The organism is Nocardia sp. NPDC051832, assembly GCF_040681285.1.
Lineage (GTDB): Bacteria > Actinomycetota > Actinomycetes > Mycobacteriales > Mycobacteriaceae > Nocardia.
Genome location: NZ_JBFAYL010000001.1, coordinates 1,064,900 through 1,088,935, shown reverse-complemented (window position 1 = coordinate 1,088,935; position 24,036 = coordinate 1,064,900). Strand labels below are relative to the sequence as shown.

General features: G+C 67.4%; 22 protein-coding genes. 9 read left to right on the top strand and 13 right to left on the bottom strand.

From position 1 onward, the window contains the following. The first annotated feature begins 126 nt into the window (after positions 1-126). The 5 genes from AB0M14_RS04770 (at position 127) to AB0M14_RS04750 (ending at position 9,691) form a co-directional block, all read left to right on the top strand. A complete protein-coding gene (locus AB0M14_RS04770) occupies positions 127-1,341 on the top strand; it encodes an acetyl-CoA C-acetyltransferase (protein ID WP_364988812.1) in 1,215 nt (404 codons plus the stop codon). A gap of 40 nt (positions 1,342-1,381) precedes the next feature. Beyond that, positions 1,382-3,532, top strand: a complete 2,151-nt coding sequence (locus AB0M14_RS04765) for a 3-hydroxyacyl-CoA dehydrogenase NAD-binding domain-containing protein (protein WP_364988810.1) — start codon at positions 1,382-1,384, stop codon at positions 3,530-3,532. 357 nt (positions 3,533-3,889) lie between these two features. Beyond that, positions 3,890-4,684, top strand: coding sequence for a lytic polysaccharide monooxygenase (locus tag AB0M14_RS04760; RefSeq protein ID WP_364988808.1), 795 nt, complete (start codon positions 3,890-3,892; stop codon positions 4,682-4,684). 331 nt (positions 4,685-5,015) lie between these two features. Continuing rightward, on the top strand, positions 5,016-5,843 hold the full coding sequence (locus AB0M14_RS04755; protein ID WP_364988806.1) for a lytic polysaccharide monooxygenase: 828 nt from the start codon (positions 5,016-5,018) through the stop codon (positions 5,841-5,843). 254 nt (positions 5,844-6,097) lie between these two features. Continuing rightward, complete coding sequence (locus tag AB0M14_RS04750; RefSeq protein ID WP_364988804.1) at positions 6,098-9,691, top strand: protein kinase; 3,594 nt, start codon at positions 6,098-6,100, stop codon at positions 9,689-9,691. A gap of 3 nt (positions 9,692-9,694) precedes the next feature. Here AB0M14_RS04750 and AB0M14_RS04745 read toward each other — a convergent pair whose 3' ends face one another. Both AB0M14_RS04745 and AB0M14_RS04740 read right to left on the bottom strand, forming a co-directional pair. After that, on the bottom strand, positions 9,695-11,011 hold the full coding sequence (locus tag AB0M14_RS04745) for a class I SAM-dependent methyltransferase (protein ID WP_364988801.1): 1,317 nt from the start codon (positions 11,009-11,011) through the stop codon (positions 9,695-9,697). Beyond that, entirely contained in the window at positions 11,008-12,423 is a 1,416-nt protein-coding gene (locus tag AB0M14_RS04740; protein WP_364988799.1) for an FAD-binding oxidoreductase, read from the bottom strand. The genes AB0M14_RS04745 and AB0M14_RS04740 overlap by 4 nt, the downstream gene beginning before the upstream one ends. A gap of 197 nt (positions 12,424-12,620) precedes the next feature. Here AB0M14_RS04740 and AB0M14_RS04735 point away from each other — a divergent pair, with 197 nt between their 5' ends. Further along, positions 12,621-13,058: an SRPBCC family protein gene (locus AB0M14_RS04735; RefSeq protein WP_364988796.1), complete on the top strand. Its 438-nt coding sequence runs from the start codon at positions 12,621-12,623 to the stop codon at positions 13,056-13,058. A gap of 28 nt (positions 13,059-13,086) precedes the next feature. Here AB0M14_RS04735 and AB0M14_RS04730 read toward each other — a convergent pair whose 3' ends face one another. Genes AB0M14_RS04730 through AB0M14_RS04720 form a run of 3 tightly spaced genes read right to left on the bottom strand, consistent with a single transcriptional unit; the run spans position 13,087 to position 14,889 of the window. Then, complete coding sequence (locus AB0M14_RS04730; RefSeq protein ID WP_364988794.1) at positions 13,087-13,437, bottom strand: VOC family protein; 351 nt, start codon at positions 13,435-13,437, stop codon at positions 13,087-13,089. Between the two features lie 16 nt (positions 13,438-13,453). Continuing rightward, positions 13,454-14,269 carry a MerR family transcriptional regulator gene (locus tag AB0M14_RS04725; RefSeq protein ID WP_364988792.1) on the bottom strand — a complete coding sequence of 272 codons (816 nt, stop codon included), beginning with the start codon at positions 14,267-14,269 and terminating at the stop codon, positions 13,454-13,456. A 47-nt stretch (positions 14,270-14,316) separates the two neighbouring features. After that, positions 14,317-14,889: a hypothetical protein gene (locus AB0M14_RS04720; RefSeq protein WP_364988790.1), complete on the bottom strand. Its 573-nt coding sequence runs from the start codon at positions 14,887-14,889 to the stop codon at positions 14,317-14,319. A 131-nt stretch (positions 14,890-15,020) separates the two neighbouring features. Here AB0M14_RS04720 and AB0M14_RS04715 point away from each other — a divergent pair, with 131 nt between their 5' ends. The 3 genes from AB0M14_RS04715 to AB0M14_RS04705 all read left to right on the top strand — a co-directional run bounded on the left by AB0M14_RS04715 (position 15,021) and on the right by AB0M14_RS04705 (position 16,664). Then, positions 15,021-15,362 carry a YbaB/EbfC family nucleoid-associated protein gene (locus AB0M14_RS04715; protein ID WP_364988788.1) on the top strand — a complete coding sequence of 114 codons (342 nt, stop codon included), beginning with the start codon at positions 15,021-15,023 and terminating at the stop codon, positions 15,360-15,362. 8 nt (positions 15,363-15,370) lie between these two features. Further along, positions 15,371-15,979 (top strand): recombination mediator RecR, encoded by a 609-nt coding sequence (recR, locus tag AB0M14_RS04710; protein ID WP_364988786.1) that lies wholly within the window; start codon positions 15,371-15,373, stop codon positions 15,977-15,979. 67 nt (positions 15,980-16,046) lie between these two features. Continuing rightward, on the top strand, positions 16,047-16,664 hold the full coding sequence (locus AB0M14_RS04705; protein WP_364988783.1) for a LysE family translocator: 618 nt from the start codon (positions 16,047-16,049) through the stop codon (positions 16,662-16,664). A gap of 1 nt (position 16,665) precedes the next feature. Here AB0M14_RS04705 and AB0M14_RS04700 read toward each other — a convergent pair whose 3' ends face one another. The 8 genes from AB0M14_RS04700 to AB0M14_RS04665 all read right to left on the bottom strand — a co-directional run bounded on the left by AB0M14_RS04700 (position 16,666) and on the right by AB0M14_RS04665 (position 23,834). Next, positions 16,666-17,295 (bottom strand): hypothetical protein, encoded by a 630-nt coding sequence (locus AB0M14_RS04700; protein WP_364988781.1) that lies wholly within the window; start codon positions 17,293-17,295, stop codon positions 16,666-16,668. 354 nt (positions 17,296-17,649) lie between these two features. Then, on the bottom strand, positions 17,650-17,988 hold the full coding sequence (locus AB0M14_RS04695; RefSeq protein WP_364988779.1) for a cupin domain-containing protein: 339 nt from the start codon (positions 17,986-17,988) through the stop codon (positions 17,650-17,652). A 96-nt stretch (positions 17,989-18,084) separates the two neighbouring features. Further along, positions 18,085-18,534, bottom strand: a complete 450-nt coding sequence (locus AB0M14_RS04690) for a hypothetical protein (protein WP_364988777.1) — start codon at positions 18,532-18,534, stop codon at positions 18,085-18,087. 66 nt (positions 18,535-18,600) lie between these two features. Beyond that, positions 18,601-19,350: a DUF2637 domain-containing protein gene (locus AB0M14_RS04685; protein ID WP_364988775.1), complete on the bottom strand. Its 750-nt coding sequence runs from the start codon at positions 19,348-19,350 to the stop codon at positions 18,601-18,603. Between the two features lie 69 nt (positions 19,351-19,419). Then, positions 19,420-20,145 carry a glutamine amidotransferase gene (locus AB0M14_RS04680; protein ID WP_364988773.1) on the bottom strand — a complete coding sequence of 242 codons (726 nt, stop codon included), beginning with the start codon at positions 20,143-20,145 and terminating at the stop codon, positions 19,420-19,422. Then, positions 20,142-21,377 (bottom strand): MurT ligase domain-containing protein, encoded by a 1,236-nt coding sequence (locus AB0M14_RS04675; protein WP_364988771.1) that lies wholly within the window; start codon positions 21,375-21,377, stop codon positions 20,142-20,144. Before AB0M14_RS04675 ends, AB0M14_RS04680 begins: the two co-directional genes overlap by 4 nt. A 48-nt stretch (positions 21,378-21,425) precedes the next feature. Then, entirely contained in the window at positions 21,426-22,067 is a 642-nt protein-coding gene (locus AB0M14_RS04670) for a pyridoxamine 5'-phosphate oxidase family protein (protein WP_364988769.1), read from the bottom strand. A gap of 21 nt (positions 22,068-22,088) precedes the next feature. Further along, on the bottom strand, positions 22,089-23,834 hold the full coding sequence (locus AB0M14_RS04665) for an FAD-dependent oxidoreductase (RefSeq protein ID WP_364988766.1): 1,746 nt from the start codon (positions 23,832-23,834) through the stop codon (positions 22,089-22,091). Between the last annotated feature and the right edge of the window lie 202 nt (positions 23,835-24,036).

Here is a 24,036-nt window from a genome sequence, read left to right as displayed (position 1 = left end):
AAGCGCAGGGCCCGGCAAGCGTCGCCCAATTGAATACAGACGGTCGGTCGTAGCGCCGGTCGGTGCACAGAGCGCTCGGACGGGTGAACTCCCGGCCGCCGCACCCCAAGGAAGGAAACACTCCACATGACCACAGAGGCCTACATTTACGAGGCCATCCGCACCCCGCGCGGACGCGGCAAGAAGAACGGTTCGCTGCACTCGGTCAAGCCGATCGACCTGACCGTGGGTCTGATCCAGGAGCTGCGGAACCGTTTCCCCAACCTCGACGAGGACCAGATCTCGGACCTCATCCTCGGTGTGGTGAGCCCGGTCGGCGATCAGGGCATGGACATCGCCCGCACCGCCGTGACCGTGGCCGGCCTGCCCGACACCGTCGGCGGCTTCCAGCTGAACCGTTTCTGTGCCTCCGGCCTCGAGGCCGTCAACCTGGCCGCGCAGAAGGTGCGCTCGGGCTTCGACGACCTGGTCATCGCCGGCGGCGTCGAGTCCATGTCCCGCGTGGCCATGGGCTCCGACGGTGGCGCCTGGGCCCTGGACCCGGCCACCAACTACGACACCTACTTCGTCCCGCAGGGCGTCTCTGCCGACCTGATCGCGACCATCGAGGGCTTCTCCCGCGATGACGTCGACGCCTACGCCGTGCGCTCGCAGGAGCTGGCCGCCGCGGCCACCACCGGCGGCTACTTCGCCAAGTCGATCGTGCCGGTCAAGGACCAGAACGGCCTGATCGTGCTGGACAACGACGAGCACATGCGTCCCGGCACCACCGCCGCGGACCTGGGCAAGCTGAATCCGTCCTTCGCCATGGTCGGCGAGATGGGCGGCTTCGACGCGGTGGCGCTGCAGAAGTACCACTTCGTGGAGAAGATCAACCACGTGCACCACGGCGGCAACAGCTCGGGCATCGTCGACGGCGCCGCGCTGGTGCTGATCGGTTCCGAGGAGGCCGGTAAGGCTTCGGGCCTGACCCCGCGTGCCCGCGTCGTCGCGACCGCCACCTCCGGCGCCGACTCCACGATCATGCTGACCGGCCCGACCCCGGCCGCGAAGAAGGCCCTGGCCAAGGCCGGCCTGTCCATCGAGGACATGGACCTGGTCGAGATCAACGAGGCCTTCGCCTCCGTCGTGCTGAAGTTCCAGAAGGACCTCAACGTCCCGGACGAGAAGCTCAACGTCAACGGCGGCGCCATCGCGATGGGCCACCCGCTGGGCGCCACCGGCGCGATGATCACCGGCACCATGGTCGACGAGCTGGAGCGCCGCAACGGCCGCTACGCGCTGATCACCCTGTGCATCGGCGGCGGCATGGGCGTCGCGACCATCATCGAGCGCGTCTAATCCCCAACCGACGCAGACTTTCACAAGGAGAAACACAGCTGTGACCGAAAACAACATGATCGGTTGGGAGCAGGATTCGGACGGCATCGTCGTTTTGACGATGGACGACCCGAACCAGGGCGCCAACACGATGAACGAGCTCTACAAGAACTCGATGAGCGCGACCGTCGATCGCCTCGAGGCCGAGAAGGACAGCATCACCGGTGTCGTCCTGACCTCCGCGAAGAAGACCTTCTTCGCCGGCGGCGACCTGAAGAACATGATGAAGGTCGGCCCGGAAGACGGCCAGGGCCTGATGGACGAGCTCGCCAACATCAAGGGCGCGCTGCGTCGCCTGGAGCAGCTGGGCAAGCCGGTCGTCTCCGCCATCAACGGCGCGGCGCTCGGTGGCGGCCTGGAGATCACGCTGGCCACGCACTACCGCATCGCGGCCGACGTGCGCGGCCTGAAGATCGGCCTGCCCGAGGTCAAGCTGGGCCTGCTGCCCGCCGGCGGCGGTGTCACCCGCACCGTGCGCATGTTCGGCCTGCAGAACGCGCTGATGCAGATCCTGCTGCAGGGCAACGAGTTCAACGCCACCAAGGCCAAGGAAGTCGGCCTGGTCAACGAGGTCGTCGGCTCCATCGAAGAGCTGGTGCCCGCGGCCAAGGCGTGGATCAAGGCCAACCCGGACAAGGGCGTGCAGCCCTGGGACGTCAAGGGCTACAAGATCCCCGGCGGCACCCCGTCCACCCCGGCCTTCGCGGCGAACCTGCCCGCGTTCCCGGCCAACCTGCGCAAGCAGATCAAGGGCGCGAACATGCCGGCCCCGCGGGCCATCATGTCCGCCGCGGTCGAGGGCGCGCAGGTCGATTTCGACAACGCGTCGGTGATCGAGTCGCGCTACTTCGTGCACCTGCTGACCGGCCCGGTCGCGAAGAACATGATCCAGGCGTTTTTCTTCGACCTGCAGTCGATCAACAACGGCGGCTCCCGTCCGAAGGATGTCCCGAAGAAGGACATCAAGAAGATCGGCGTGCTCGGCGCGGGCATGATGGGCGCGGGCATCGCCTACGTCTCGGCCAAGGCCGGCTACCAGGTCGTGCTGAAGGACGTCACCATCGAGGCGGCCGAGCGCGGCAAGAACTACTCCGAGAAGATCGAGGCCAAGGCCCTCTCGCGTGGCAAGACCACCGAGGAGAAGTCCAAGGCGCTGCTCGACCTGATCACCCCGTCCGCCGATGCCGCCGACTTCGCCGGCGTCGACTTCGTGATCGAGGCCGTCTTCGAGAACACCGAGCTCAAGCACAAGGTGTTCCAGGAGATCGAGGACATCGTGGACGCGGACGCCCTGCTGGGCTCCAACACCTCCACCCTGCCGATCACCGGTCTCGCGGCCGGCGTGAAGCGCCAGGAAGACTTCATCGGCATCCACTTCTTCTCGCCGGTCGACAAGATGCCGCTGGTGGAGATCATCCGCGGTGAGAAGACCTCCGACGAGGCGCTGGCCCGGGTGTTCGACTACACCCTGGCGATCAAGAAGACCCCGATCGTCGTCAACGACAGCCGTGGCTTCTTCACCTCGCGCGTCATCGGCACCTTCGTCAACGAGGCGATCGCCATGCTCACCGAGGGCATCGACCCCTCGACCATCGAGCAGGCCGGTCTGCAGGCGGGCTACCCGGCCGCGCCGCTGCAGCTCTCGGATGAGCTGAACATGAAGCTCATGCTGAAGATCGCCAAGGAGACCGAGGAAGCGATCGCCAAGGGCGACGCGACCATGGGCCGCAAGCGCCACCCGGCGATCGACGTGATCGAGTACCTGGTCGGCGAGGGTCGTCCGGGCCGCCTGGAGAAGGCCGGCTTCTACGAGTACGACGAGGCGGGCAAGCGCACCGGTCTGTGGCCGGGCCTGCGCGAGCACTTCAAGACCGTCGCCGGTTTCGGTGTGCCGATCCAGGACCTGATCGACCGCATGCTGTTCATCGAGGCGATCGAGACCCAGAAGTGCTTCGACGAGGGTGTGCTGACCACCACCGCCGACGCCAACATCGGCTCGATCTTCGGTATCGGCTACCCGGCCTGGACCGGTGGCGTGCACCAGTTCATCGTCGGTTACCCCGGCGGCCAGGCGGGCTTCGTGGCCCGGGCCGACGAGCTGGCCGCGAAGTACGGCGAGCGTTTCCAGGTGCCGGCCTCGCTGCGCGCGTAAGCCTGCAATAGCACCAACGGCGGAGCCCGCCACCACTTCTTGTGGTGGCGGGCTTTGTCGTTTCCGGAGTCCGCGCACTTGCTGTGGAATTGCGGTGCCTGCGTCATGAGATCGTCATGTTTGTCGGCGATTTCGAATGGGTATAGGGCTACGCGCCAGAATTGGCTGGTCACAACGTTTTTGCTAATTACCGGTCAGTAAGTCGAATGAGACTTGTGGCATCTCAACAGTATTCGGCCAGTTACCGGAATTTCTTGACGCCTCAATGGTGAACGCATATGGTTCACAATGCGCTTTATAACAGGACAGTAACGCCGGCCCCTTGCTGTTCATCCATACTGATGAGGGAGAACAAGAGTGGGTATTCGTGCCCTTTCTACCGCCGCTGCCGCCCTGGGCGTCGCGCTCGCGGTCATGCCGGCGGGAACCGCGTCCGCGCACGGCTATCTGTCCGGCCCGGCCAGTCGTCAGGCGCAGTGCGCCGCGGGCAGCGTGTCCTGCGGACCGGTTTCCTATGAGCCGCAGAGCGTGGAAGGCCCCAAGGGGCAGAAGAATTGCAGCGCCGGACTGGCGAACTTCGCGGAGCTCGACGACGACAGCAAGCCGTGGGCGGTGCACGACGTCGGCGGCAACGTCGACTTCACCTGGACGCTGACCGCGCTGCATCGCACCGCCAGCTACGAGTACTACATCGGCGACAAGCGCGTCGGGTTCGTCGACGAGGGCAACGAGGTGCCGGACTCGAAGACGCAGACCCACAAGCTCGACCTGAGCGGATTCAGCGGCAAGCAGAAGTTGCTGGCCATCTGGAACATCGGCGACACCGGCAACGCCTTCTACTCCTGTGTCGACCTGAATGTCGGCGGCGGCGATTCGACGCCGACCACCGGGCCGACCACGACCGCTCCGGCGCCCACCACCGGCGCGCCCGCGCCGACCACGAGTGCGCCGGCGACGACGACCGCCCCGCCCAGCACTCCGGTGACCACCCAGCCGAATCCGGCGGGCACGGTCTGGGAGCCGCACGCTTCCTTCCAGGTCGGTGACGAGGTCATCTATCAGGGCAAGAAGTACAAGTGCCTGCAGGCGCACACCGCGCACGATCCGAACTGGACGCCGGCGAACACTCCGGCCTTGTGGCAGCCCAGCTGATCTGCGGCTGATCCGAACCTGAGCCCGCTCCCACGTTGTGGGGGCGGGCTTTTCGATTGCTGTGAGGTGCCTATGAGCGGCCAGGTATCGATGTCCGATCCGATCTGCCTATCGCTACTCGAAGTAAATCCGGCTGGTCGCAATGTTTTTGGCCGTATCTACAGATCGCCTGGTTGAGATCTGCGACACGCAAACAGTTTTCGCCTAGTTACCAAAACTTCTTGACGCTTCAATGGTGAAAGCATATGGTTCACAACGCGTTTGATAACAGGACAGTAACGCCGGCCCCTTGCTGTTCATCGATCCATCCACATTGATGAGGAGAACAAGAGTGGGTATTCGTGCCCTGTCTACCTTCGGCGTCGCCCTGGGCGCAGCGCCGTTTCTGATCGCGGTCCTGCCGGCCGGGACCGCCGCCGCGCACGGTTACGTGTCGGGTCCGGCCAGCCGCCAGGCCCAATGCGCCGCCCGCACCGTCTCGTGCGGTCCGGTGCAATACGAGCCCCAGAGCGTGGAAGGCCCCAAGGGCCAGCGCAATTGCAGCGCCGGACTGGCGAATTTCCGCGAGCTCGACGACGACGGCAAACCGTGGACGGTCCACAATGTCCGCGGCACGGTCGATTTCACCTGGACACTGACCGCGCTGCACCGCACCGCGAGCTATGAGTACTACATCGGCGGCACCCGGGTGGGTTACGCCGACCTGGGCAACGCGGTTCCATCGTCCAGCACCCAGACCCACACGGTCGACCTATCCGGGTTCGGCGGCAAGCAGAAGTTGCTGGCCATCTGGAACATCGGCGACACCGGCAACGCCTTCTACGCCTGCGTCGACCTGAACATCGGCGGCAGCTCCACGCCGACGAGCACGCCGCGACCCACCACCTCGGCGCCCACGACGACGCCCAGGCCCACCAGTCCGACCACGACACCCAGGCCCACCGACCCGACCACGACACCCAGGCCCACGACGACCACACGGCCCACGACCACCACCCGGCCGGACCCGGGCGGTTCCGCATGGCGTCCGCACGCCACCTATCAAGTGGGTGACCAGGTGACCTACCAGGGCGCGAAATACCGGTGCTTGCAGGCACACACCGTGCACGACCCGAATTGGACCCCGTCCAGTACACCCGCATTGTGGCAGCGGATCTGATCTCCCGCTGACCTGAACGGAAGCCCGCCCCACGTCTGCGGGGGCGGGCTTTCCGCCGCGCGGCACCGATCCCCGCCGGTGCCGCCACTGCCCAGGCGCTACGGCTTCGAAACCTCACCCGTACGCCCGCGCAGCGCGCTACGTTGGAGTTAGCGCAGACAATACGGGCACCCCGGGGCGCCTGCGGTGAGTCCGATGTCGGTGCGTACAGGATCGCCGATGTCGCCGATTCGACGTGAGTTCGAGGTGGGCACATGAATCCACAGACGCGTTCGGGCGCGGGGGAACCCGAGGCGGAGGCCGCCGACCCGGAACCCCGCAGGCATACCGATACCCAGCGCATGCAGCCGATCGCCGTCGCCGACGAATTGGCGGCGATGGGTTTGTCGGGGGCGGTGGAGATCGGGCGGGGCGGATTCGGTGTGGTCTACCGGTGCCTGCAGGTCGCGCTGGAACGAGTGGTCGCCGTCAAGGTCCTCTCCTCCGAGATCGATGACGAGAGCCGGGAGCGGTTCCTGCGCGAGGAGCAGGCCATGGGCCGGCTGTCCGGGCACCCGAACATCGTCGACATCCTGCAGGTCGACGTCACCGCGAGCGGTATGCCGATCATCGTGATGCCGTACTGCACCCACGGTTCCTTCGAACAGCTGATCCGGGACCAGGGCCCGCTGACCTGGTCGGACTCGATGCGCGCGGGTGTGAAACTGGCGGGCGCCATCGAGAGCGCACACCGGGCGGGGATTCTGCATCGCGACGTGAAACCGGCCAACGTCCTGCTCAGCGCCTATGGCGAACCGCAGCTCACCGATTTCGGGATCGCCCGGATCCCCGGCGGTTTCCGCACTTCCAGCAGCCTGATCACGGGCTCGCCGGCGTTCACCGCGCCGGAGGTGCTCAAGGGCGACGAACCGACCGTTCGCTCCGATGTCTACAGCCTCGGCGCGACTTTGTTCGCCTTGCTCACCGGGCACGCGGCCTTCGAACGGCAGGCGGGGGAGAAGGTGGTCGCGCAGTTCCTGCGGATCACCACCCAGCCCGTGCCCGACCTGCGCGACCAGGACATTCCCGCCGATGTGGCGGCGGCTATCGAGGCCGCCATGTCCGGTGATCCGCTGGAGCGTCCGGAGTCGGCCTACGCCTTCGGCGAGCTGTTGCGCGGAGTGCAGCAGGCGCACGGGGTGATGCCCGACGAGATGGCGCTGCTGGACCCCGCGGCCCTGCCCGACGAGATCGACCTCGCGACCGGCGAACCCTCGGCGAGCCTGCCGGAATCGACGGTGACGCGGCCCGCGTTCACCCGCCGCAGCTGGCCGTTGACCTTGCGGCCCATGGTGTCGCAGCACCCGACCGGCGCCGCCGCCCCGACGCTGCCGCCGACCGCGGCGACCAAATTCCGGCCGCCGACCCCGGCGCGGGAACCGATGCTGCGGCCGCGGCTGCTGGACACCCTGCGCGCGGGCGGCCGCCGCCGGCTCGCGGTGATCCACGCGCCCGCCGGCTTCGGCAAGTCGACGGTGGCCGCCCAGTGGCGCGCCGAACTGGCCGCGGGCGGCGTCCCGGTCGCCTGGCTCGGCGTGGGCCGCGACGACGACAACGAGGTCTGGTTCCTGGCGCATCTGATCGAGGCGATCCGCCGGGTCCGCCCCGATCTCGGCATGGGCCTGGATCGGGTGCTGGAGGAACGCCCCGCCGACGCCGTCGCCTACGTGATCGCCACCCTGATCGACGAGATCCACAGCAGCGGCGAAACCATCGTGGTGATCGTCGACGACTGGCATCGCCTCGACGATCCGGGTGCGCACCGTGTGATGGAGTCGTTGCTGGACAACGGATGTCACCATCTGCGGTTCGTGGTGACCAGCCGGGAGCAGTCCGGGTTGCCGACCAGCCGGATGCGGGTGCACGACGAGCTGGTCGAGATCGGCTCCGCGGCGTTGCGCCTGACCCTCGACGAAACCCGGGAAGTCCTGGTGGAGCGCCACGACTTCGACCTCAGCGACAGCCAGCTCGAGCAGATCCAGACCGCCACCGACGGCTGGCCCGCCGCCATTCAGCTGGTCAGCCTGGCGTTGCGCGGCAACGCCGGCGCCGATCAGCTGATCGGGACGCTGTGCGAGGGGACGCACGGAATCCGGGAGTACCTGGCGGAGAACGTGCTCAATACGCTCGAGCCGCGCATGCTCGACTTCCTCACCGCCATCTCGATCTCCGAGAAGGTCTGCGGCGCACTGGCTTCCGCGCTGTCCGAGGACAGCGAGGGCGAGCTGCTGCTGGTCCAGGCCGAGCAGCGGGAACTGTTCCTGCAGCGGATCGAGCACGATCCGGAGTGGTTCCGGATGCAGCCGCTGTTCGCCGAGCACCTGCGCGGGCGGCTGGAGCAATCCGATCCGGCGAAGCTGAAGGCGTTGCACCGCAAGGCCTCCCGATGGTTCGCCGAGCACCAGCAGCTCCGGAAATCGGTCGATCACGCGCTCGCGGCGACCGACCTGAAGCTGGCGCTGGACCTGCTCGAGCACGGCGGCATGGACTTGATCGACGGCTCCCGGCTGGCGACCCTGCTCGGCACCGTCTCGAAACTCCCGGCGCAGCAGGTGTCTTCGCGGTCCAAGCTGCTGATGGCGGTGGCGCGGGCGAATGTGAATTTGCAGCAGTCCGGCGCGGCGCGGACCGCGCTGGGACGATTATCCAGCCTGCTGGCGCGCGGGTCGGCGACCGACGCGGATGTGGCGCGGCAGCGCTGCGAAGCCGCCGTGCTCGCCGCGGCCGATCAGATCGCGGGCGATCACACCGAGGGCGTGCTGGACCGGATCGCGGATTGCCTGGAACGTCCGGACGAACTGCCGGCCTGGACGGTGTCCACGGCCGCGAACCTGACCGGGTTCGTGCGGCTCACCCACTTCGATTTCGACGGCGCCCGGGAGATCCAGCAGTGGGCCGAGCCGTATCACGCGCAGTCCAAGGACCCGCTCGGCGCGGTCTTCGGGTTGTGTTCGCAGGGCGCGGCGGCCTACGAACAACTCGATATCCCCACTGCCATGGACCGTTTCCAGCAGGCGTGGGACACCGCGCGGGAGAAGGCGGGCCCGCGCTCGCACGCGGTGCGGGTGGCGGCGGCGCTGCTCGGCGAATTGAACTATCGCCGTGGGGATCTGGACGCGGCGGACCGGCTGCTCGACGAGAGCCACGAGCTGGTCACCCGGGTCGGCCCGGTGGACTTCCTGATCTCCACCTTCGTCATCGGCGCGCGGGTGAAGGCGGTCCGCGGTGACTTGTACACCGCCGCAGCGCGTTTGGACGAGGGCGCGCGCATCGCCGCCGACGGCAGACTGCCCCGGCTGGCCGCGCACATCCAGGCCGAACGGCTGCGGCTCGGACTCCCCACGGCCGAGCCGGACGGCGACGGCGTACAGCAACCGGATCGGCTGGGCGCGTTCCATCGCTCGCACCGGCTGCGCGGCGCGGCGGCCCTGACCGCGGAGGCGGAGGAGATCGCCGCTATCCGGGGCCTGCTGGCCCAGCGTCAGCTGCGCACCGACGACACCGCGGTCCGCCGGGCCCGCGCCCTGCACGGCCGCATGGACGAGCAAGCGCGCCCCCGGGCGGAATTGGATACCGCATTGTTGCTCGCCGAATGCCTGGCCGCCTCCGGCTGGGTCGGCGAAGCGACCGGCCTGCTGTTGCCGGCCGCCGCGACCTGCGCCGACCTCGGCTGGACCCGGCCCCTGCTGGACGCGGGGCCGGGTGTCGTCGCCATTCTGCGGGTGCTGCGCACCGAGATGCGGCAGGGGCCGAACCAGTCCGAGGAGGTCACCCTCCCGGCGCTGTTCCTGGCCGAACTGCTGGACTGAGCGCTACGCCTGCCACCACGGGCGCAGCGGGAGACCCGATTCGCCGTTCGGCCCGAGCTTCACGCCCAGGACCTGGTGCAGCTGGATCACGTTGCGCTGGAATCCGAGCCGGCAGCCGGCCATGTACAGGCCCCACACCTTCGCGGTGCCCTCGCCGACCTCGGCGACGCAGGCGTCCCAGTTCTCGACCAGGTTCTTGCACCATTCGTGCAGCGTGAGCGCGTAGTGCTCGCGCAGGTTCTCCTCGTGCAGCACCTCGAGGCCGATGTTCTGGATCTCGGAGATGATGCGCCCGGAGCCGATCAGCTCACCGTCCGGGAACACGTACCGGTCGATGAAATCGCCCGCCTTGGTGGTGCGGGAATTGTCGGGGCGGGTGATGCAGTGGTTCAGGAACAAGCCGCCCTCGCGCAGCTTGCTCTTGATGAAGTCGAAGTAGAACGGGTAGTTGTGCACGCCGATGTGCTCGGTGAGCCCGATCGAGGAGACCGCGTCGAACTCGGATTCGGCGATATCGCGGTAATCGGAGTGCCGCACCTCGGCCAGCTCGGACAGGCCCTCCTCGGCGATCTTCTGCTGCGCCCACTCCGCCTGCTCCGCGGAGAGCGTCGCGCCGATCACCTTGACGCCGCGCTTGGCGGCGTAGCGGACCATGCCGCCCCAGCCGCAGCCGATGTCCAGCAGCCGATCGCCTGCCTTCAGCCGCAGTTTGTCGAAGACCAGGCGGTACTTGTTCTCCTGCGCCTGTTCGAGGGTCCAGCTCTCGTCCTCGTAGCACGCGCAGGTGTAGGTCATCGACGGGCCGAGGACATACTCGTAGAAAGTGTTGGAGACGTCGTAATGGTGGTGGATCGCCTCGGCGTCCCGAGTCTTGGAGTGCCGCAGGCCTTCCAACGCGATCCGGCGCCAGCGCGGCAGGGTTTCCTGCGGCGGCGGAGCGATGGGTTTGAGTCGTTCCCACCCCAGCGAACGCGCGATGGTGACCAGCGACAGCGCCGACGGGCGATGGAACTTCAACCCGTCCAGCGCTTTGAGGATCTCGTACGGGTCGCCCGGGTGCACGCCGTTGGCGATCATGTCGCCGGAGATGTAGGCGCGGGCCATGCCGAGGTCGCCGGGCGCGGTGGCCAGATAGTTGATGCCGCGCGCGGTCTTGACCTCGAGGGAGAACCGCGAATCCGCGGGGCCGGTCGAACTTCCGTCGTAGGCGGTGAGCTTGATCGGCATGGGGCCCTCGAGCAAGGTCTCGAAGATCTCCGCGATACTCAGTTTGGTTCCCAGGTCCGCCAGGACGTCGGAACGGTCCTTGAATGTCGTCATTTGCGTTGCACCGCCTTCGAATACAAATCCAGCAGCCGCTGGTCTGGGTCGTAGCGTTTCTTCAGTTCGGTGTAGTGCTCGCCGCCGTACAGGGCCGCGAATTCATCTTTGTCGTAATAGGCATCCGAGTACAGCGACTTATGTCCGTCGAACTCGGTGACCTTCTTTTCGATGGCTCGGTTCGCGGCGCCCGCCGGCCGGCCGGGCACCGTGGGAACGGCGGACCAGAATCCGGCATTGACGTAGGTCCGGTTCGGTTCCAGCGGGTAGAGCGGCCACGGCCGGGTCGTGCTGCCCTCCGGGGCCGCATCGCGTAACCGCAAGGGGCACAGCCAGAGTGGCTCGATCGGAATGTCTCTCAGGAACCATTCCACGAAGTCGGCGGTGCGCTCGACCGGTACCTCGATGTCCTGCACCACCCGCTCGCGCGGCGGGTTCCCTTGGCGCGCTTCCATTTTGTCGCCGATGTGGTACTTGTGATCGAGCGCGATGAGTTTCCAGTAGAAACTGCTGCGCCGGTACCGCTTCGGCCAGAATTTGCGGATCTTCGGATTCTGCGTGCCGAAGGCCCGGGAACACCAGAACCAGTCGGTGTCCCAGCGCCACAGGTAGTCGTGAATGGTGAGGCGGTCGTGCTTGGGGCCCGGTCCGTCGTGCTGGATCGAGCGGTAGAAGATGTCCATGCCGGTGTAGTCGCTGACCGGGCCGGGTTCGTCGGTCTGGCGGCCCAGCGTCAGATAGCTCTCCTCGGCGGTGAACACCACGCCGTCCAGATAGTCGACGCGCTCACCGTCGTGGGACTTCTCGACGACGATCCGCGCCAGTGTCGCCTCCAGCTCGCGCAGGTCGCGAAAACGCAAGTGGCGCAACGCCACGAAGGGCTGCACGGCCTCCAGCTCGATCTTCAGCCGGACCGTGTAGCCGAGGGTGCCGTAGGAGTTGGGGAAGCCGCGGAACAGGTCCGCGTGCTCGTTGTCCGGGGTGGCGGTGAGAATCTCGCCGGCGCCGGTCAGCACGTCCATCTCCAGCACCGATTCGTGCGGCAGGCCGTTGCGGAACGAGGTGGACTCGATCCCGAGGCCGGTGACCGCGCCGCCGAGGGTGATGGTCTTCAGCTGCGGTACCACCAGCGGCGCCAAACCGTAGGGCAGCGTGGCGGCAACCAGCTCCTCGTAGGTGGTCATGCCCGCGACATCGGCGGTCCGGTCCTCCGGATGCACCTGGATGACCTTGGCGAGACCGGAAACGTCCAGGCCCGGCGCGGGGTTCTTGGCCCGGGCCCGGAACAGGTTCGATGTTTTCTTGGCCAGCCGCACGTTGGCGTCGGAAGGAATGGCTCGGTAGCTGGCCAGCAGCCGATCCACACCCGCCTGATGCGCGGCGAAACCCGATTCGTTCAGACTCACTGCCACCCTTCGACGCTAGTACGCACGACGGCCGGACAGCCACGGAAAACTGCCGACGGGCAAGAAATGTCACGCATATGTTGCACCGGGAATGTTTTCGCCTACCCACCGGTTCACGGGGGCCCGCCCTGGACGCCGGGTAGGGACCGGGACAGGGCAGGATAGGCCGCGCAGACACCGAAGACCGGACAAGGGAGCTCATTGTGGGACAGGTCAGCGCCAGCAGTTCGATCGCCGTGGCGGCGGATCCGCAGCGCGTGCTCGATGCCATCGCGGACTACCAGACGGTGCGGCCGCGGATTTTGACTTCGAAGTACACCGACTACAAGGTGGTCGAGGGTGGGACGGGGACGGGGACCGTGGCGGAATGGAAGTTCCAGGCGCGGGAGAGCAAGCCGCCGCGTGCGGTGCGGGCCGCGGTGACGGTGTCGGATTCCATGGTGACCGAGCGTGATGCCAACTCCTCGATGGTGAACACCTGGACCGTCACCCCGGACGGCACCGGATCCCAGGTCACACTGCGTACCACCTGGAACGGTGCGGGCGGTGTCGCGGGCATCTTCGAGGGGATCTTCGCGCCGCTGGGCCTGAAGAAGGTGCACGCCGAGACCCTGGAGAACCTCGCGCGCGAAATCGGCTGATTCTCGTGGTCCCGGCGTGCCGGGGCCCTCAGCTTTCGGCGCCGATATCGAACAGGTTGCCTTCCGGGTCGGCCAGCGTGGTCCACTGCTGGCCGGACTCGTCGAAATCGGCGATGTGCTTGGCACCCAGGCCGATCGCGCGTTGCACCTGGTCCTGCCAGTCCGGAGCCAGCAGGTCCAGGTGCACGACGTTCTTCCCCGGATTCTTGTCCGGGACCTGGATGAAACTCAGTTTGAGGGCGTCGCCGGTCACGCTGACGGTGGCGAATTGCGGGCTGGCGTCCAGGTCGACGCCGGTGCCGAGCAGTTCCGCGTAGAACTCGGCGAGCTTGGCTGCGTCGGTGACATCGAAGGTGATGTATCCGAGTTTGACGGTCATGGTGTGTCTCCTTTGTTCAGAGCCGGCCGATGGGCCAGCAGACTTCGGTGCGGTAGGCGGTCGGGTCAGCGGTGTCCTTGGGTGCGACGAGGTACAGCTCCCGGACGGGTTCGGTCAGCGCCTCGTCGTGTTCGGCGACGTAGCTGCCAAGGGCGCCGTAGGTGCGGTCGAAATCGTCGAAGGCGCCGCTGTGCAGCGCGATGGCGAAGCGGCGGGCGGGCAGTTCGATGAGCTGGATACCGGGCGGCAGCTCGAGTCGCGTGTCCGGCGGTACGGGCAGGAACACGACCACTTCGCCCTGGTCCTCGGCGAAGAACTCCATGGCGTAGGTGGCCCCGGAGACCCCGTTGCTCTCGATGCCCGCGGCGGCCAGCGCCTGATACAGCGCGGCGAACGATTCCTCGCACCAGTCGCCGATGTTCTCGCGGCCGACGTGGTCGGCGATCGCCAGCGCGGAAAACGCAGGGACGGAACGGTATTCGACGCTGATCGGCGCGGACGGGGTGAGCAGGGAACGCAGCGAGGCCACCACGTCGCGGGTGCGCTGCAACTGCGCCTCCATGCGCTCGAGGTGGGCCCGCAGCGCGGCGTCGCGGGAACTGGTATCCGCGGCGTCGAGCACCGCTTTGATCTCCGGCAGCGGCATCTCCAGCTGGCGTAGCCGCCGGATCAGATGCGCCTGCCCCACCTGCGCGGTCGAGTAGCGGCGGTACCCCGATCCGGCGTCCACCGCCACGGGCTCCAGCAGTTCGATGTCGTGGTAGTAGCGCAGTGTTTTCACGCTGAGATAGGTGAGCCTCGAGAACTCCCCGATCGAAACCGTCGCTGTCATGAGTCCCAGCGAACACCCTCCAGCCAGGGGAGAGTCAAGGAACGGGGTCAGTACAGGACGAACGCCAGCAGCAGCACGGTTTGCAGCGCCCCGCGCCACCAGGAGTATCCGTACCAAACGCCGGGCGTGACCTCGCGAATCTCGTCGTATACCGGCGGCGTCGGGGACGGGTCGTAGTTCAGCGCCCAGGCCTCGCGGCCGTCGGTGAACGCGGGCGCGCGATAGACATCGGCCCGCCAGGCCTCGACACCCGAGCCGGTGACGCGATTCATCAGCCATCCGCCGTCGGGCCCGGTATAGAAGGTCTTGCCGATCCACACGCCCGCGGCCGCCCCGCTCCCCGCCGCCGGCCGCACCACCCAGCCGTTCTTCACGCCCTGCGGCACCGCACCCGCCGCGGCGGCGCGGAAGATCAGGTCCTGCTGTTCGGCCGTGCACAGGAAACGCAGCGCGTGCACGGTCGCGGTCTTGTCCGCCGGGTCGAGTACGCAGCCCGCGCCGTAATCCACGGCCGGAAGCACCTCGGTTTCACCCGAATCCGCCGCGGCCACGCCGCTCGACAGCGGAAGAACAACGGAAAACACCAGCGCCCCAAGCGAAAGTACCCGGGTTGATCTCATAGCCGACTCCGAAACACCGCACCGAACACCGAACTGCTTGCAGGGTATGCCCGCCGGAGGGGTTCTCAACCGCGAACAACCGAAGGACTAGGCTCGGCGGCAGACAATTCCCTCGACGCGAAGGACAAGCCGTGCAACCCGGTGGTCAGTTCGATATGCAGCAGTTACTCGCCCAGGCGCAGCAGATGCAGCAGGCGGTGATGGAGGCGCAGGCCGAGATCGCGGCGTCCGAGGTCGAGGGGCAGGCCGGCGGCGGCCTGGTCAAGGCCACCATCAAGGCCACCGGCGAGGTGGTCGCGCTCACCATCGACCCGAAGGTCGTCGACCCCGAGGATGTCGAGGGGCTGCAGGATCTGGTGATCGGCGCGATCAACGCCGCCATGTCCAACGCGCAGGAGCTGGCCTCGGAGAAGCTCGGCCCGCTGGCCGGCGGTATGGGCGGCGGCGGCATTCCCGGCCTCCCCGGATTCTGAGGTAACCGTTGTACGAGGGTCCGGTCCAGGATCTGATCGACGAACTGGGCAAACTGCCCGGCGTCGGGCCGAAGAGCGCGCAGCGCATCGCCTTTCACCTGCTGTCGGTGGAGCCACCCGATATCGATCGGCTCACCGCCGCGTTGCAGAAGGTACGCGACGGCGTGCAGTTCTGCGTGGTGTGCGGCACCGTCTCCGATAACGAGCTGTGCCGCATCTGCGCCGACCCGCGCCGCGACCGCACCATGATCTGCGTGGTCGAGGAGCCCAAGGACGTGCAGGCCATCGAGCGCACCCGGGAGTTCCGCGGGCGCTATCACGTGCTCGGCGGCGCGCTGGATCCGCTCAGCGGCGTCGGGCCGGACCAGCTGCGGATCCGGGAACTGCTGGGCCGCATCGGCAATCAGGAGGACGGCGTCGACGTCAGCGAGGTGATCATCGCGACCGACCCGAATACCGAGGGCGAGGCGACGGCCACCTATCTGGTGCGCATGCTCCGCGATTTTCCGGGGCTCAGCGTGACGCGTCTGGCCTCGGGCCTGCCGATGGGCGGCGATCTGGAGTTCGCCGACGAGCTCACCCTGGGCCGGGCCCTGTCCGGTCGCCGCGCGCTCTGACCGAACACAGTGGCACACAACCTTTTCGGGGGTTGCGCTCTGACCTGAGCGCGTTACTGTGCGGGGGATGAGCATCGAATTCCTGCTGACCACGCTCGTCATCTGCGCGACCCCGGGCACCGGCGTGCTGTTCACGCTGGCGGCGGGCCTGTCCCGGGGCACCCGCGCCAGCGTGATCGCCGCGTTCGGCTGCACCCTGGGCACGGTCCCGCACATGCTCGCCGCCATCACCGGCCTGGCCGCGGTGCTCAATGCCAGCGCCGTCGCCTTTCAGACCTTGAAGTACCTCGGCGTCCTCTACCTGCTGTACATGGCGTGGAACACCTTCCGCGACAAGGGTGCGCTCGCGGTGCCGGAGGCCGCGACCGGCCAGGCCCCGTCGGCGCGCAAGGTGATCACCTCCGCGATTCTGCTGAATATCCTGAACCCGAAGCTGACGATCTTCTTCTTCGCCTTCCTGCCCCAGTTCGTGCCGAGCGGTTCGCCCAACGGCCTGGTCCGCATGCTGGAGCTGTCCGGCATCTTCATGCTGGCTACGTTCCTGGTGTTCGCCGTGTACGGCGCCTGCGCGGCCGCGGTCCGCAACCACGTCATCACCCGGCCGGTGGTGGTCACCTGGATGCGGCGGGTGTTCGGCGCGTCCTTCATCGCCCTGGCCGGGCGGCTGGCGGTGCAGAACCAGTAGGTCAGAACTCGACGCGGGTCCAGGTCGCGGTGTTCGGCGCGCCGGTGGCCCAGCCCCAGATCAACTCGGCGGCCCGGGCCGGGTCGGCGGTGTCGTGCCGGAAGTGCCGGGCGGCGGATCCGTCCCGGTACTCGACGATGTAGCCGTCGTCGGCGCGGTAGGTCTGGATGTACTGCTCCGGGCCGCGTTCGGCGATCAGGAACGGGGCGGGCTCGGCCAGCTCCGGAATCCACTGTGCCAGAAGGCTTTCGGTCAGGTAGGGGAACTCGCCCGCCCCGCCGTGCGTCACGGCGAGGTCGACTCGGCCCGCCGGATCGATCAGCCAGGCCAGCTGTGGGTCGTAGACCGCGTAACCGCGCGGTGTGGCCAGCTCGAACAGCAGATTCCGTACGAAGCCGATGGCGTCGTACGGGCAGGACACATGCAGCACCGTGCCCGTCCGCGCCCCGCCCACGGATTCGGCGCCGAGGAAGGTGTCCGACTCGGGCAGCTCGGCATTGCGCTTGTTCAGTTCCGCCGCGATCTCCGCGACTACGGCGGCCTCGCCCACGCCCTGCTGCATACCGAGGTAATCGTCGACATCAGCGATGGTCGCGGCCCCGGACGGGAGCAGGAGTAGGTCGTAGTTCACTCGGCCAGGCTACGGGAGGCGTAGCCGTGCGATACCCGGCCTACGGGATTCTGACGGTGCGGGGCGAGGTAGCGGAAGGGGTGCAGGGGCAGCCGCCGGAGAGGCTGGCGCAGTCGATGACGAAGGTGTGGCGGCTGTGATCGGGATCGGCGCAGGCGTCGTCGGTGCATTCGGGACGGTGGGAAAGGTGAATGATCAAGGTGCCGTGGCAATGGTCGATCGCGGATTCGCAGGAATGGCAAGGCGATAGTCGCATTGTGACCTCCTGGGCGAGATCGGGTGTTTCTACGGGTCTATCACCAGCGGCCCGGCAGGGGTGGGACATCAGGTGCGTGTCGGGGAGAAAGACGCAGTTCAGGGGGCTTTCGGCGGGTCGTAGTTGAAGCCGAAGGCGCGAGCGCCGGTTTCGGTGCTGGGGCGGTGGCTGGTGCCGGGTTCGAAGAACAAATACGAGCCGGGGCCGTAGGTTTCGCCGCCGTCGCGCACCGTGCCCTCCAGGACGTAATAGGCCTCGCCGCAGGTGGCGTGCACGTCGATTTCCGGCCATTCGGCGCCGGGTGCGAGGTCGATGACCCAGGGGCGAATGCCGGTGGTGCCGGGCAACTCCCGGACCTGAATGCCGGGCCCGACATCGGACGCGGTGAGCTCATCGATATGGGTGGCGAGCGTGGGTCCGGTGATTTCGGCGGCCATACCGTGATCTTGGCCGAAGACCGCTCGGAAAGATAGTGAGCCGTTGCTCAGATGCGCGGCTCGGCGAGTACCGAGCCGCGCACCCGGCCGAGTAGATCAGCCGACGCCATTGATCCCGACGCCGTTGAGGACGGGAATCTTCTCCTCCATGGGCGGTTCGGGCTGCTGCCATTGCGTTTGCGCCAGCGTTTCGAGGACGCAGACCAGCAGCAGTTTCCGGCCGCGCTGGCCCGGTGTGGGCTCGGCTTCGGCGCGGCCGTCGCCGCCGGGGAGCTGTGAGCGAATTCCTTTGCGCGGGTCGGGTTCCGACAGCAACCAGAACAGTTCCGGGCCGATCAGGATCTGCTGGCCGCCGGATTCGTTGAACCAGCGACTGGACCATTCGATCAGCAACTCCGTGAACAATTCTCCGCTTCGCGTGCTCTCGGTGAATTGGTGCAGCGCGGCGGAGCGATCGTCGCTGCATTGAATTACCGAAGCCAGCCGCCGTGCGACTTCACGGAACTGATCGTATCCCTGGTCCTGCCAGACGGTATGCGCCATCATGCTTCTCCATCGAAGTGTGTGAGCGTGGCTGAATGGGGTGAAACGACAAGCGTGTCCACGGGTGCGTTACCGGGGTGCGCCGGCCATCGTAACGAGCTTGTGCGCAGTGGGATTGGTGCCCGCCGCCGGGTTCACCGGCTGCGCGGCCGCCGCCAGCGGACTGATCATTTGCAGGCTCGGCGCGACCGCCGCGGCCAGCGCCGCGTGTTCGGCTTCGAATGCCTCGTCGAACCTTATTCCACCGGTGTCGGTTTCCGTCCAGGCGGCCAGTCGCGGATCGGTCGGCATTTCCGGCGCCGCGGTTTCGGTCGCCGTATCGCTCGCGGCCGCATCCTCTTTCGCTTCGCGGCTGCGTGACCACAGCATCAGCGTGAGGTGCACCGCAAAAAGCATCGTCAACGGCATGCCGGCGTATATCGCCACCGCCACCATGCCGCCGCCGATCTCGCGGGCGTATTGGATATTGCCGGCCACCGACACCAGGGTGGATAGCGCGAACAGGATTGTGGCGTACCACCATCCGAGGCTGCTCTTGCGGAACGACGCGGTGGCCACAATGGAGCCGACCATCAAACCGTCGATCGCCAAGGGCACGTTCGACGCCAGCCGTGGTTCCACGAGATTGTGGACCGCGAGATTGTGTAGCGCAGCGAAAGACATCTCGAATGCCTTGTACGCCACGACCGCTGAAACAACGGCCGAGGCGTGCAGTGGCCGCACGCGGAAAGACCAGACCCGGTCGAACAACCGCTGACGACCCGGCTGTATGAGTTGCTCACCGTTCGCGGTTGCTCGCTCCTGTGTGATTGTCGTCATAAATGACGAGCGTAATCCGCGTCAATTCACAATGTTTTACCGGGTACTGGGAATTTCGAGATCTCGCCGTCAAGCGCGCAATCGTTCGCGGCGAAGTTGCTCGACTTCCGGCAAGCGCAACGGTTCCAGGTCTTGTACACCCAATGCGCGCGCCAGCAGCAAATCCGCCAATTCCGGATTACGGGCCAGGGCCGGACCGTGCATATAGGTGCCGATCACCGAACCCTGCACCACGCCTTCCCAGCCGTCACCGACGCCATTGCCGACGCCGCGGGTCACGCGGGCCAGCCCAGTCGCATCGGCGCCGAGTGTGGTGCCGCCGCGATGATTCTCGAAACCGGTGAGCGCCGCGGTGAGACCGGCCAGCTGCGGTGTGGTGGTCACCTCGCCGATGGCCCGGTCGGCCTGGGGCGCGGTGGTGACGTCGATCATGCCGACGCCCTCGACGCGCTCGCCGCTGGAGGTCTCGTACCAGTGCCCGAGCACCTGGATGGCGGCGCAGATCGCCAGTACCGGAGCGCCTTTCGCGGCCGCCTGCTGCAGGCCCGGGTAGCGCTGCAGATGCCGGGTGGCCAGGCGCTGCGCGGAATCCTCGGCGCCGCCGAGGGTGTAGATGTCCAGCGAGTCGGGAACCGGGTCGGCCAGCGTGATTTCGACGATCTCGGCTTGGTAGCCGCGCATGCGCAGCCGCTGCCGCAGCACCAGCGCGTTGCCGCCGTCGCCGTAGGTGCCCATCACATCCGGCAGCACCAGGCCGATCCGCACGGTCGAGTCTTTGGCTGTCCCAGCACTCATTTGCGCGCCTCCAGATCGCGGTTCAGGTCGCGGAACGCGGTGTAGTTGGCCAGCACCTCGACGTGCCCGGCGGGGCAGGAAGCGATGGCGCGCAACGGATCCGGCACCGTGGTGTGCTCGACGCCGGCGTAGGTCAGGCGGACCGCGAGATCGGTGGCGCGCTCGCCGGCGGCCACCACCTGCACGCCCTCGAAGTGCTCGAAGCGCACGTCCCAGAGCCAGGACAGATCCTCGCCGTCGGGCACCTGCCCGTTCACCGCGATCACCAGGCCCGCCGAGGTGGGCTCGATCATGGACAGGGCTTCCTGCCATCCGGCCGGATTCTTGGCCAGCAACAGGCGGGCGTCGTGCGCGCCGACCCGCACGGTGCGGTAGCGGCCCGCGATCTCGCGCACGGTGCCGGTGGCCTCGGCGGCTTTCGCCGGCTCGGCGCCGAGCGCGACGGCGGCGGCGACGGCCTGGGCGGCGTTGCCGCGGTTCGCGCGGCCGGGCAGCGCCAGCGTCAGCGGCAGGCGGATACCGTCGGGGCCCAGCAGGTCCTCGCCGTCCAGCCACCAATCCGGTTGTGGCCGTTGGAAATCAGCGCCGGTACTGCGCCAGTTCTCGCCCTCCCAGAGGATCGGCTCGCCGCTGCGCGGGCAGCTGGTGGCGTCCATGGCCCAGCCGCTGCCCGCCGCCACCCACACGACGTTCGGGTGGTCGTAGGCGATGGAGGTGATCAGCACGTCGTCGCAGTTGGCGATGACCACGGTGCCGGGGTGGCGGGCCAGGCCCGCGCGCAGCTTGCGCTCGATCATGTTGATCTCGCCGACCCGGTCCAGCTGGTCCCGGCTGAGATTCAGCAGCACGACCGCGGCCGGGTCCAGCGCATCGGTGACGTGCGGCAGATGCAGTTCGTCGACCTCGATCGCGGCCAGCGGCACCCCCTGGTGCACGCTCAGTGCCGCGACGATGCCCGCGTCCATGTTCGCCCCGTCGGCCTGGGTGGCGACCTGGCCCAGCGTGCCCAGCGCCGCGGTCGTCATCCGGGTGGTGGTGGACTTGCCGTTGGTGCCGGTGACCAGGACCGTCCGCCGGCCCCGGCCGAGCTGCTCCATGATCGTCGGATCGATTTTCAGCGCGATCAAACCGCCGATCATCGAACCCTTGCCGCGCCCGGCCTTCTGCGATGCCCACGACGCGGCCGCCGCAGCTCGCAGGGCGATTCGCCCACGCACCGTTATGTCTGCCACGGGGGCGAGTCTAGGAGGTGCCGGATTCCGCCGCCGTGGCGCGGCGGTTCAACCCTGGTAGAGCCTGGGCTCGTAATTCTCCGGGCGGTAGTAGTGCTCGAGTTCCGCGACGGATTCGGTGACCTCGGGCTGCAACTCCTTCACCAGCTGAGCGGGCGAGGGCAGGGTGCTGACCGGCCACTTCTCCGGCTCCCAGAGATTGCTGCGCATAAAGGCTTTGGCGCAGTGGAAGAAGATCTGCTCGATATCGACCTCGATGGCAAGGATCGGCCGATGGCCGCGCACCACCATGTCGTCGAAATAGGGGGCGTCGCGCACCAGGCGGGCGCGGCCGTTGACGCGCAGGGTCTCCCGGCGGCCGGGCACCAGGAAGATCAGGCCGACATGGGGATTGGCGAGAATATTGTGATAGCCGTCGGCGCGGCGGTTGCCCGGGCGCTCCGGAATGGCGAGGGTGTGCTCGTCGAGCACTCGCACGAAACCGGCCGGGTCGCCCTTGGGGGAGGCGTCGCACCGGCCGTCGGCGTCGCTGGTGGCCAGGATCAGGAACGGGGAAGTGGCGATCCAGTCGCGGTCCCTGGGGTGCAGGGCGACGCGTTCCTTGGTGACCGCGCGGGGGATCGGGTCCCCGAGCAGGCGGCGCAGGTCCGCCGGGTCGGTGATCTCGTCAGTGCCGGTGATCTCGCCCATAGGTCATTCAAACACTTTTCCTCATAGGGGCGTATCGAATAAGTTCGGTTGACCGGTCGCGTAGCGGTCCGCGTCCAGCAGCCGTAGCGGCTCCAATTCCGCCGCCCGGTACATCGTGTACTTGCGGCAGCGCGGCGCGTTCGAACCCGCGACCTCCAGCAGGGCGTTGACGGCGGCGCGCGCGGATTCGTTGGCGCCCTCCATGGTCGCCAGGTCCACGTTTGTGCGCACGTAATCGCCTGCCAGGAAGAGATTTTCGAGGGCGCCGTGCGGTTCCGGGCGGCACTCCCAGGAGCCCGCGGTGTTGATCAGCAGCGGGTCGGCGTTGCTGTTGCGGCCGCCCTGCCAGCTGATGCCCGGATCCAGGAACCAGGAATGCAGCGCGTCATCGCGCACGGCGTCGCCGACGTGCGCGCGCATCTGCGCCCACACCTCGCGGGCGATTTCCTGATGCGTGCATTCCTTGGCGGTCTTCCCGTACAGCACGCCGGGGGTGTTCCAATCGGAGATATCCACCGACAGGCAGTCCTGCACCGTGCCGTCGCCGAATTCGGTGAGTTTCGAGGTCCACAATTGGTTCTGGCTGATCGAGGTCAGCGACCACGGCGCGTCCACATAGGCGGTGTGGCCGCGTGAGATAGTCGAGGGCGTGCGCAGATAGAACTGGATGCCCGCCATCCAGTCGACGAAAAGCCGGTCCATCGCGGCCAATTCGGGCCGCACGGCGAGCACGTCCGGTGACCAGAGGGTGCGCGCCTGCTCGGCCGGCAGGGCCACCACGAAATAGTCGGCGTCGATGGTGCGCTGCACGCCGTTGTCGACGATTCGGGCCGCGGTGATGCGGCGATCCCGCACGTCCAGCCCGCGTACCTCCGCGCCCATGGCGAAGCGCACGCCGAGCTCGGACAGCCGGTGGGTCCACGGATCGATCCAGGCCGCGTTGGTGGGACCGTTCAGCACCCGGTCCAGCGCGCCGTCGTTGCCGACCTCGAACGGGTTGCCCAGGAACTGTTCACCCATGTTGCCGATGGTGCGCACGCTCGCGATGTCCTCCTTCGCGGCGACCATGATGCTGGTCAGCGCGCGGGAGATCAGGGCGCGGAATTCGTGCGAACGCCGATGTCCGCCGACATAGTCGAACCAGGACATGTGTTCCCACTGCCCGAGTCTTCGGGCGTCGGAGCTGGTGTTGTACACCAGCAGCCGGTTGGCGAAGTACAACCCTTCGGCCGCAGGCATTTTCAGCGCCGTCGCGAGCGCGGCGCCCACCGTTTCCTGGAAAGCCTGCGGGGTGGGCTCGATCTTGGCGCGGCGGCCCAGCGGAAACCGGAAGTCGTCGCCGTCGCGGCGGGCGAAACGCGCTTCGGAGACCGTGATCAGATTGTTCCAGACGCCATTCGCGTTGCCCGCGAACGGAATCCGGCGCATGGTGTCCGGAATATGCTGGTAGAAACCAGGAAAGAAGCGGAAACCGTGCTCGCCGGGCAGATCCGGCCGCCCGCCGGACCCGGTACCGGGCACCGGGATGCTGCGGGCCTTCCCGCCCAGCGCCCGCCGTTCGTAGACGGTGACCTGGAATCCGCGCTCGGCCAGCTCATGCGCCGCCGTCAAACCGGCCACACCGCCGCCGAGCACCGCGACCCTGGGTCCCCCGGGATTCGCCCCCGCACGCCCGGCCCCGATCCCGCCGGTAGCTGTAGCAAACCCCACTGCCGCCGCCCCGCGCAGCATCGAGCGCCGCGAAACGGTCCATCGCTGTTCTGCCATGAGCTTCTTTGCTGCCTAGCCTCGCCGCGCCACTTCGTCCCCCCGCCGCACCACTGTAAAGCGGCGTTTCCGAAGCTCCGGGACCCACCCTCCCCGCTCCGCCGCACCCGGCCGCACAGCGCTCCGGCCGTTCCAGGTGTACGGCAGCCGACCCTACCGGGACTTCCGCTGCCAGCGAGCCAATTCCCGGCATCCCGAACGC

Bases quoted from the DNA above. Each gene is read 5' to 3' on its own strand.
- AB0M14_RS04770 (WP_364988812.1), top strand. From the start codon at position 127: ATGACCACAGAGGCCTACATTTACGAGGCCATCCGCACCCCGCGCGGA.
- AB0M14_RS04750 (WP_364988804.1), top strand. From the start codon at position 6,098: ATGAATCCACAGACGCGTTCGGGCGCGGGGGAACCCGAGGCGGAGGCC.
- AB0M14_RS04745 (WP_364988801.1), bottom strand. From the start codon at position 11,011: ATGACGACATTCAAGGACCGTTCCGACGTCCTGGCGGACCTGGGAACC.
- AB0M14_RS04730 (WP_364988794.1), bottom strand. From the start codon at position 13,437: ATGACCGTCAAACTCGGATACATCACCTTCGATGTCACCGACGCAGCC.
- AB0M14_RS04725 (WP_364988792.1), bottom strand. From the start codon at position 14,269: ATGACAGCGACGGTTTCGATCGGGGAGTTCTCGAGGCTCACCTATCTC.
- AB0M14_RS04720 (WP_364988790.1), bottom strand. From the start codon at position 14,889: ATGAGATCAACCCGGGTACTTTCGCTTGGGGCGCTGGTGTTTTCCGTT.
- AB0M14_RS04705 (WP_364988783.1), top strand. From the start codon at position 16,047: ATGAGCATCGAATTCCTGCTGACCACGCTCGTCATCTGCGCGACCCCG.
- AB0M14_RS04695 (WP_364988779.1), bottom strand. From the start codon at position 17,988: ATGGCCGCCGAAATCACCGGACCCACGCTCGCCACCCATATCGATGAG.
- AB0M14_RS04690 (WP_364988777.1), bottom strand. From the start codon at position 18,534: ATGATGGCGCATACCGTCTGGCAGGACCAGGGATACGATCAGTTCCGT.
- AB0M14_RS04685 (WP_364988775.1), bottom strand. From the start codon at position 19,350: ATGACGACAATCACACAGGAGCGAGCAACCGCGAACGGTGAGCAACTC.
- AB0M14_RS04680 (WP_364988773.1), bottom strand. From the start codon at position 20,145: ATGAGTGCTGGGACAGCCAAAGACTCGACCGTGCGGATCGGCCTGGTG.
- AB0M14_RS04670 (WP_364988769.1), bottom strand. From the start codon at position 22,067: ATGGGCGAGATCACCGGCACTGACGAGATCACCGACCCGGCGGACCTG.
- AB0M14_RS04665 (WP_364988766.1), bottom strand. From the start codon at position 23,834: ATGGCAGAACAGCGATGGACCGTTTCGCGGCGCTCGATGCTGCGCGGG.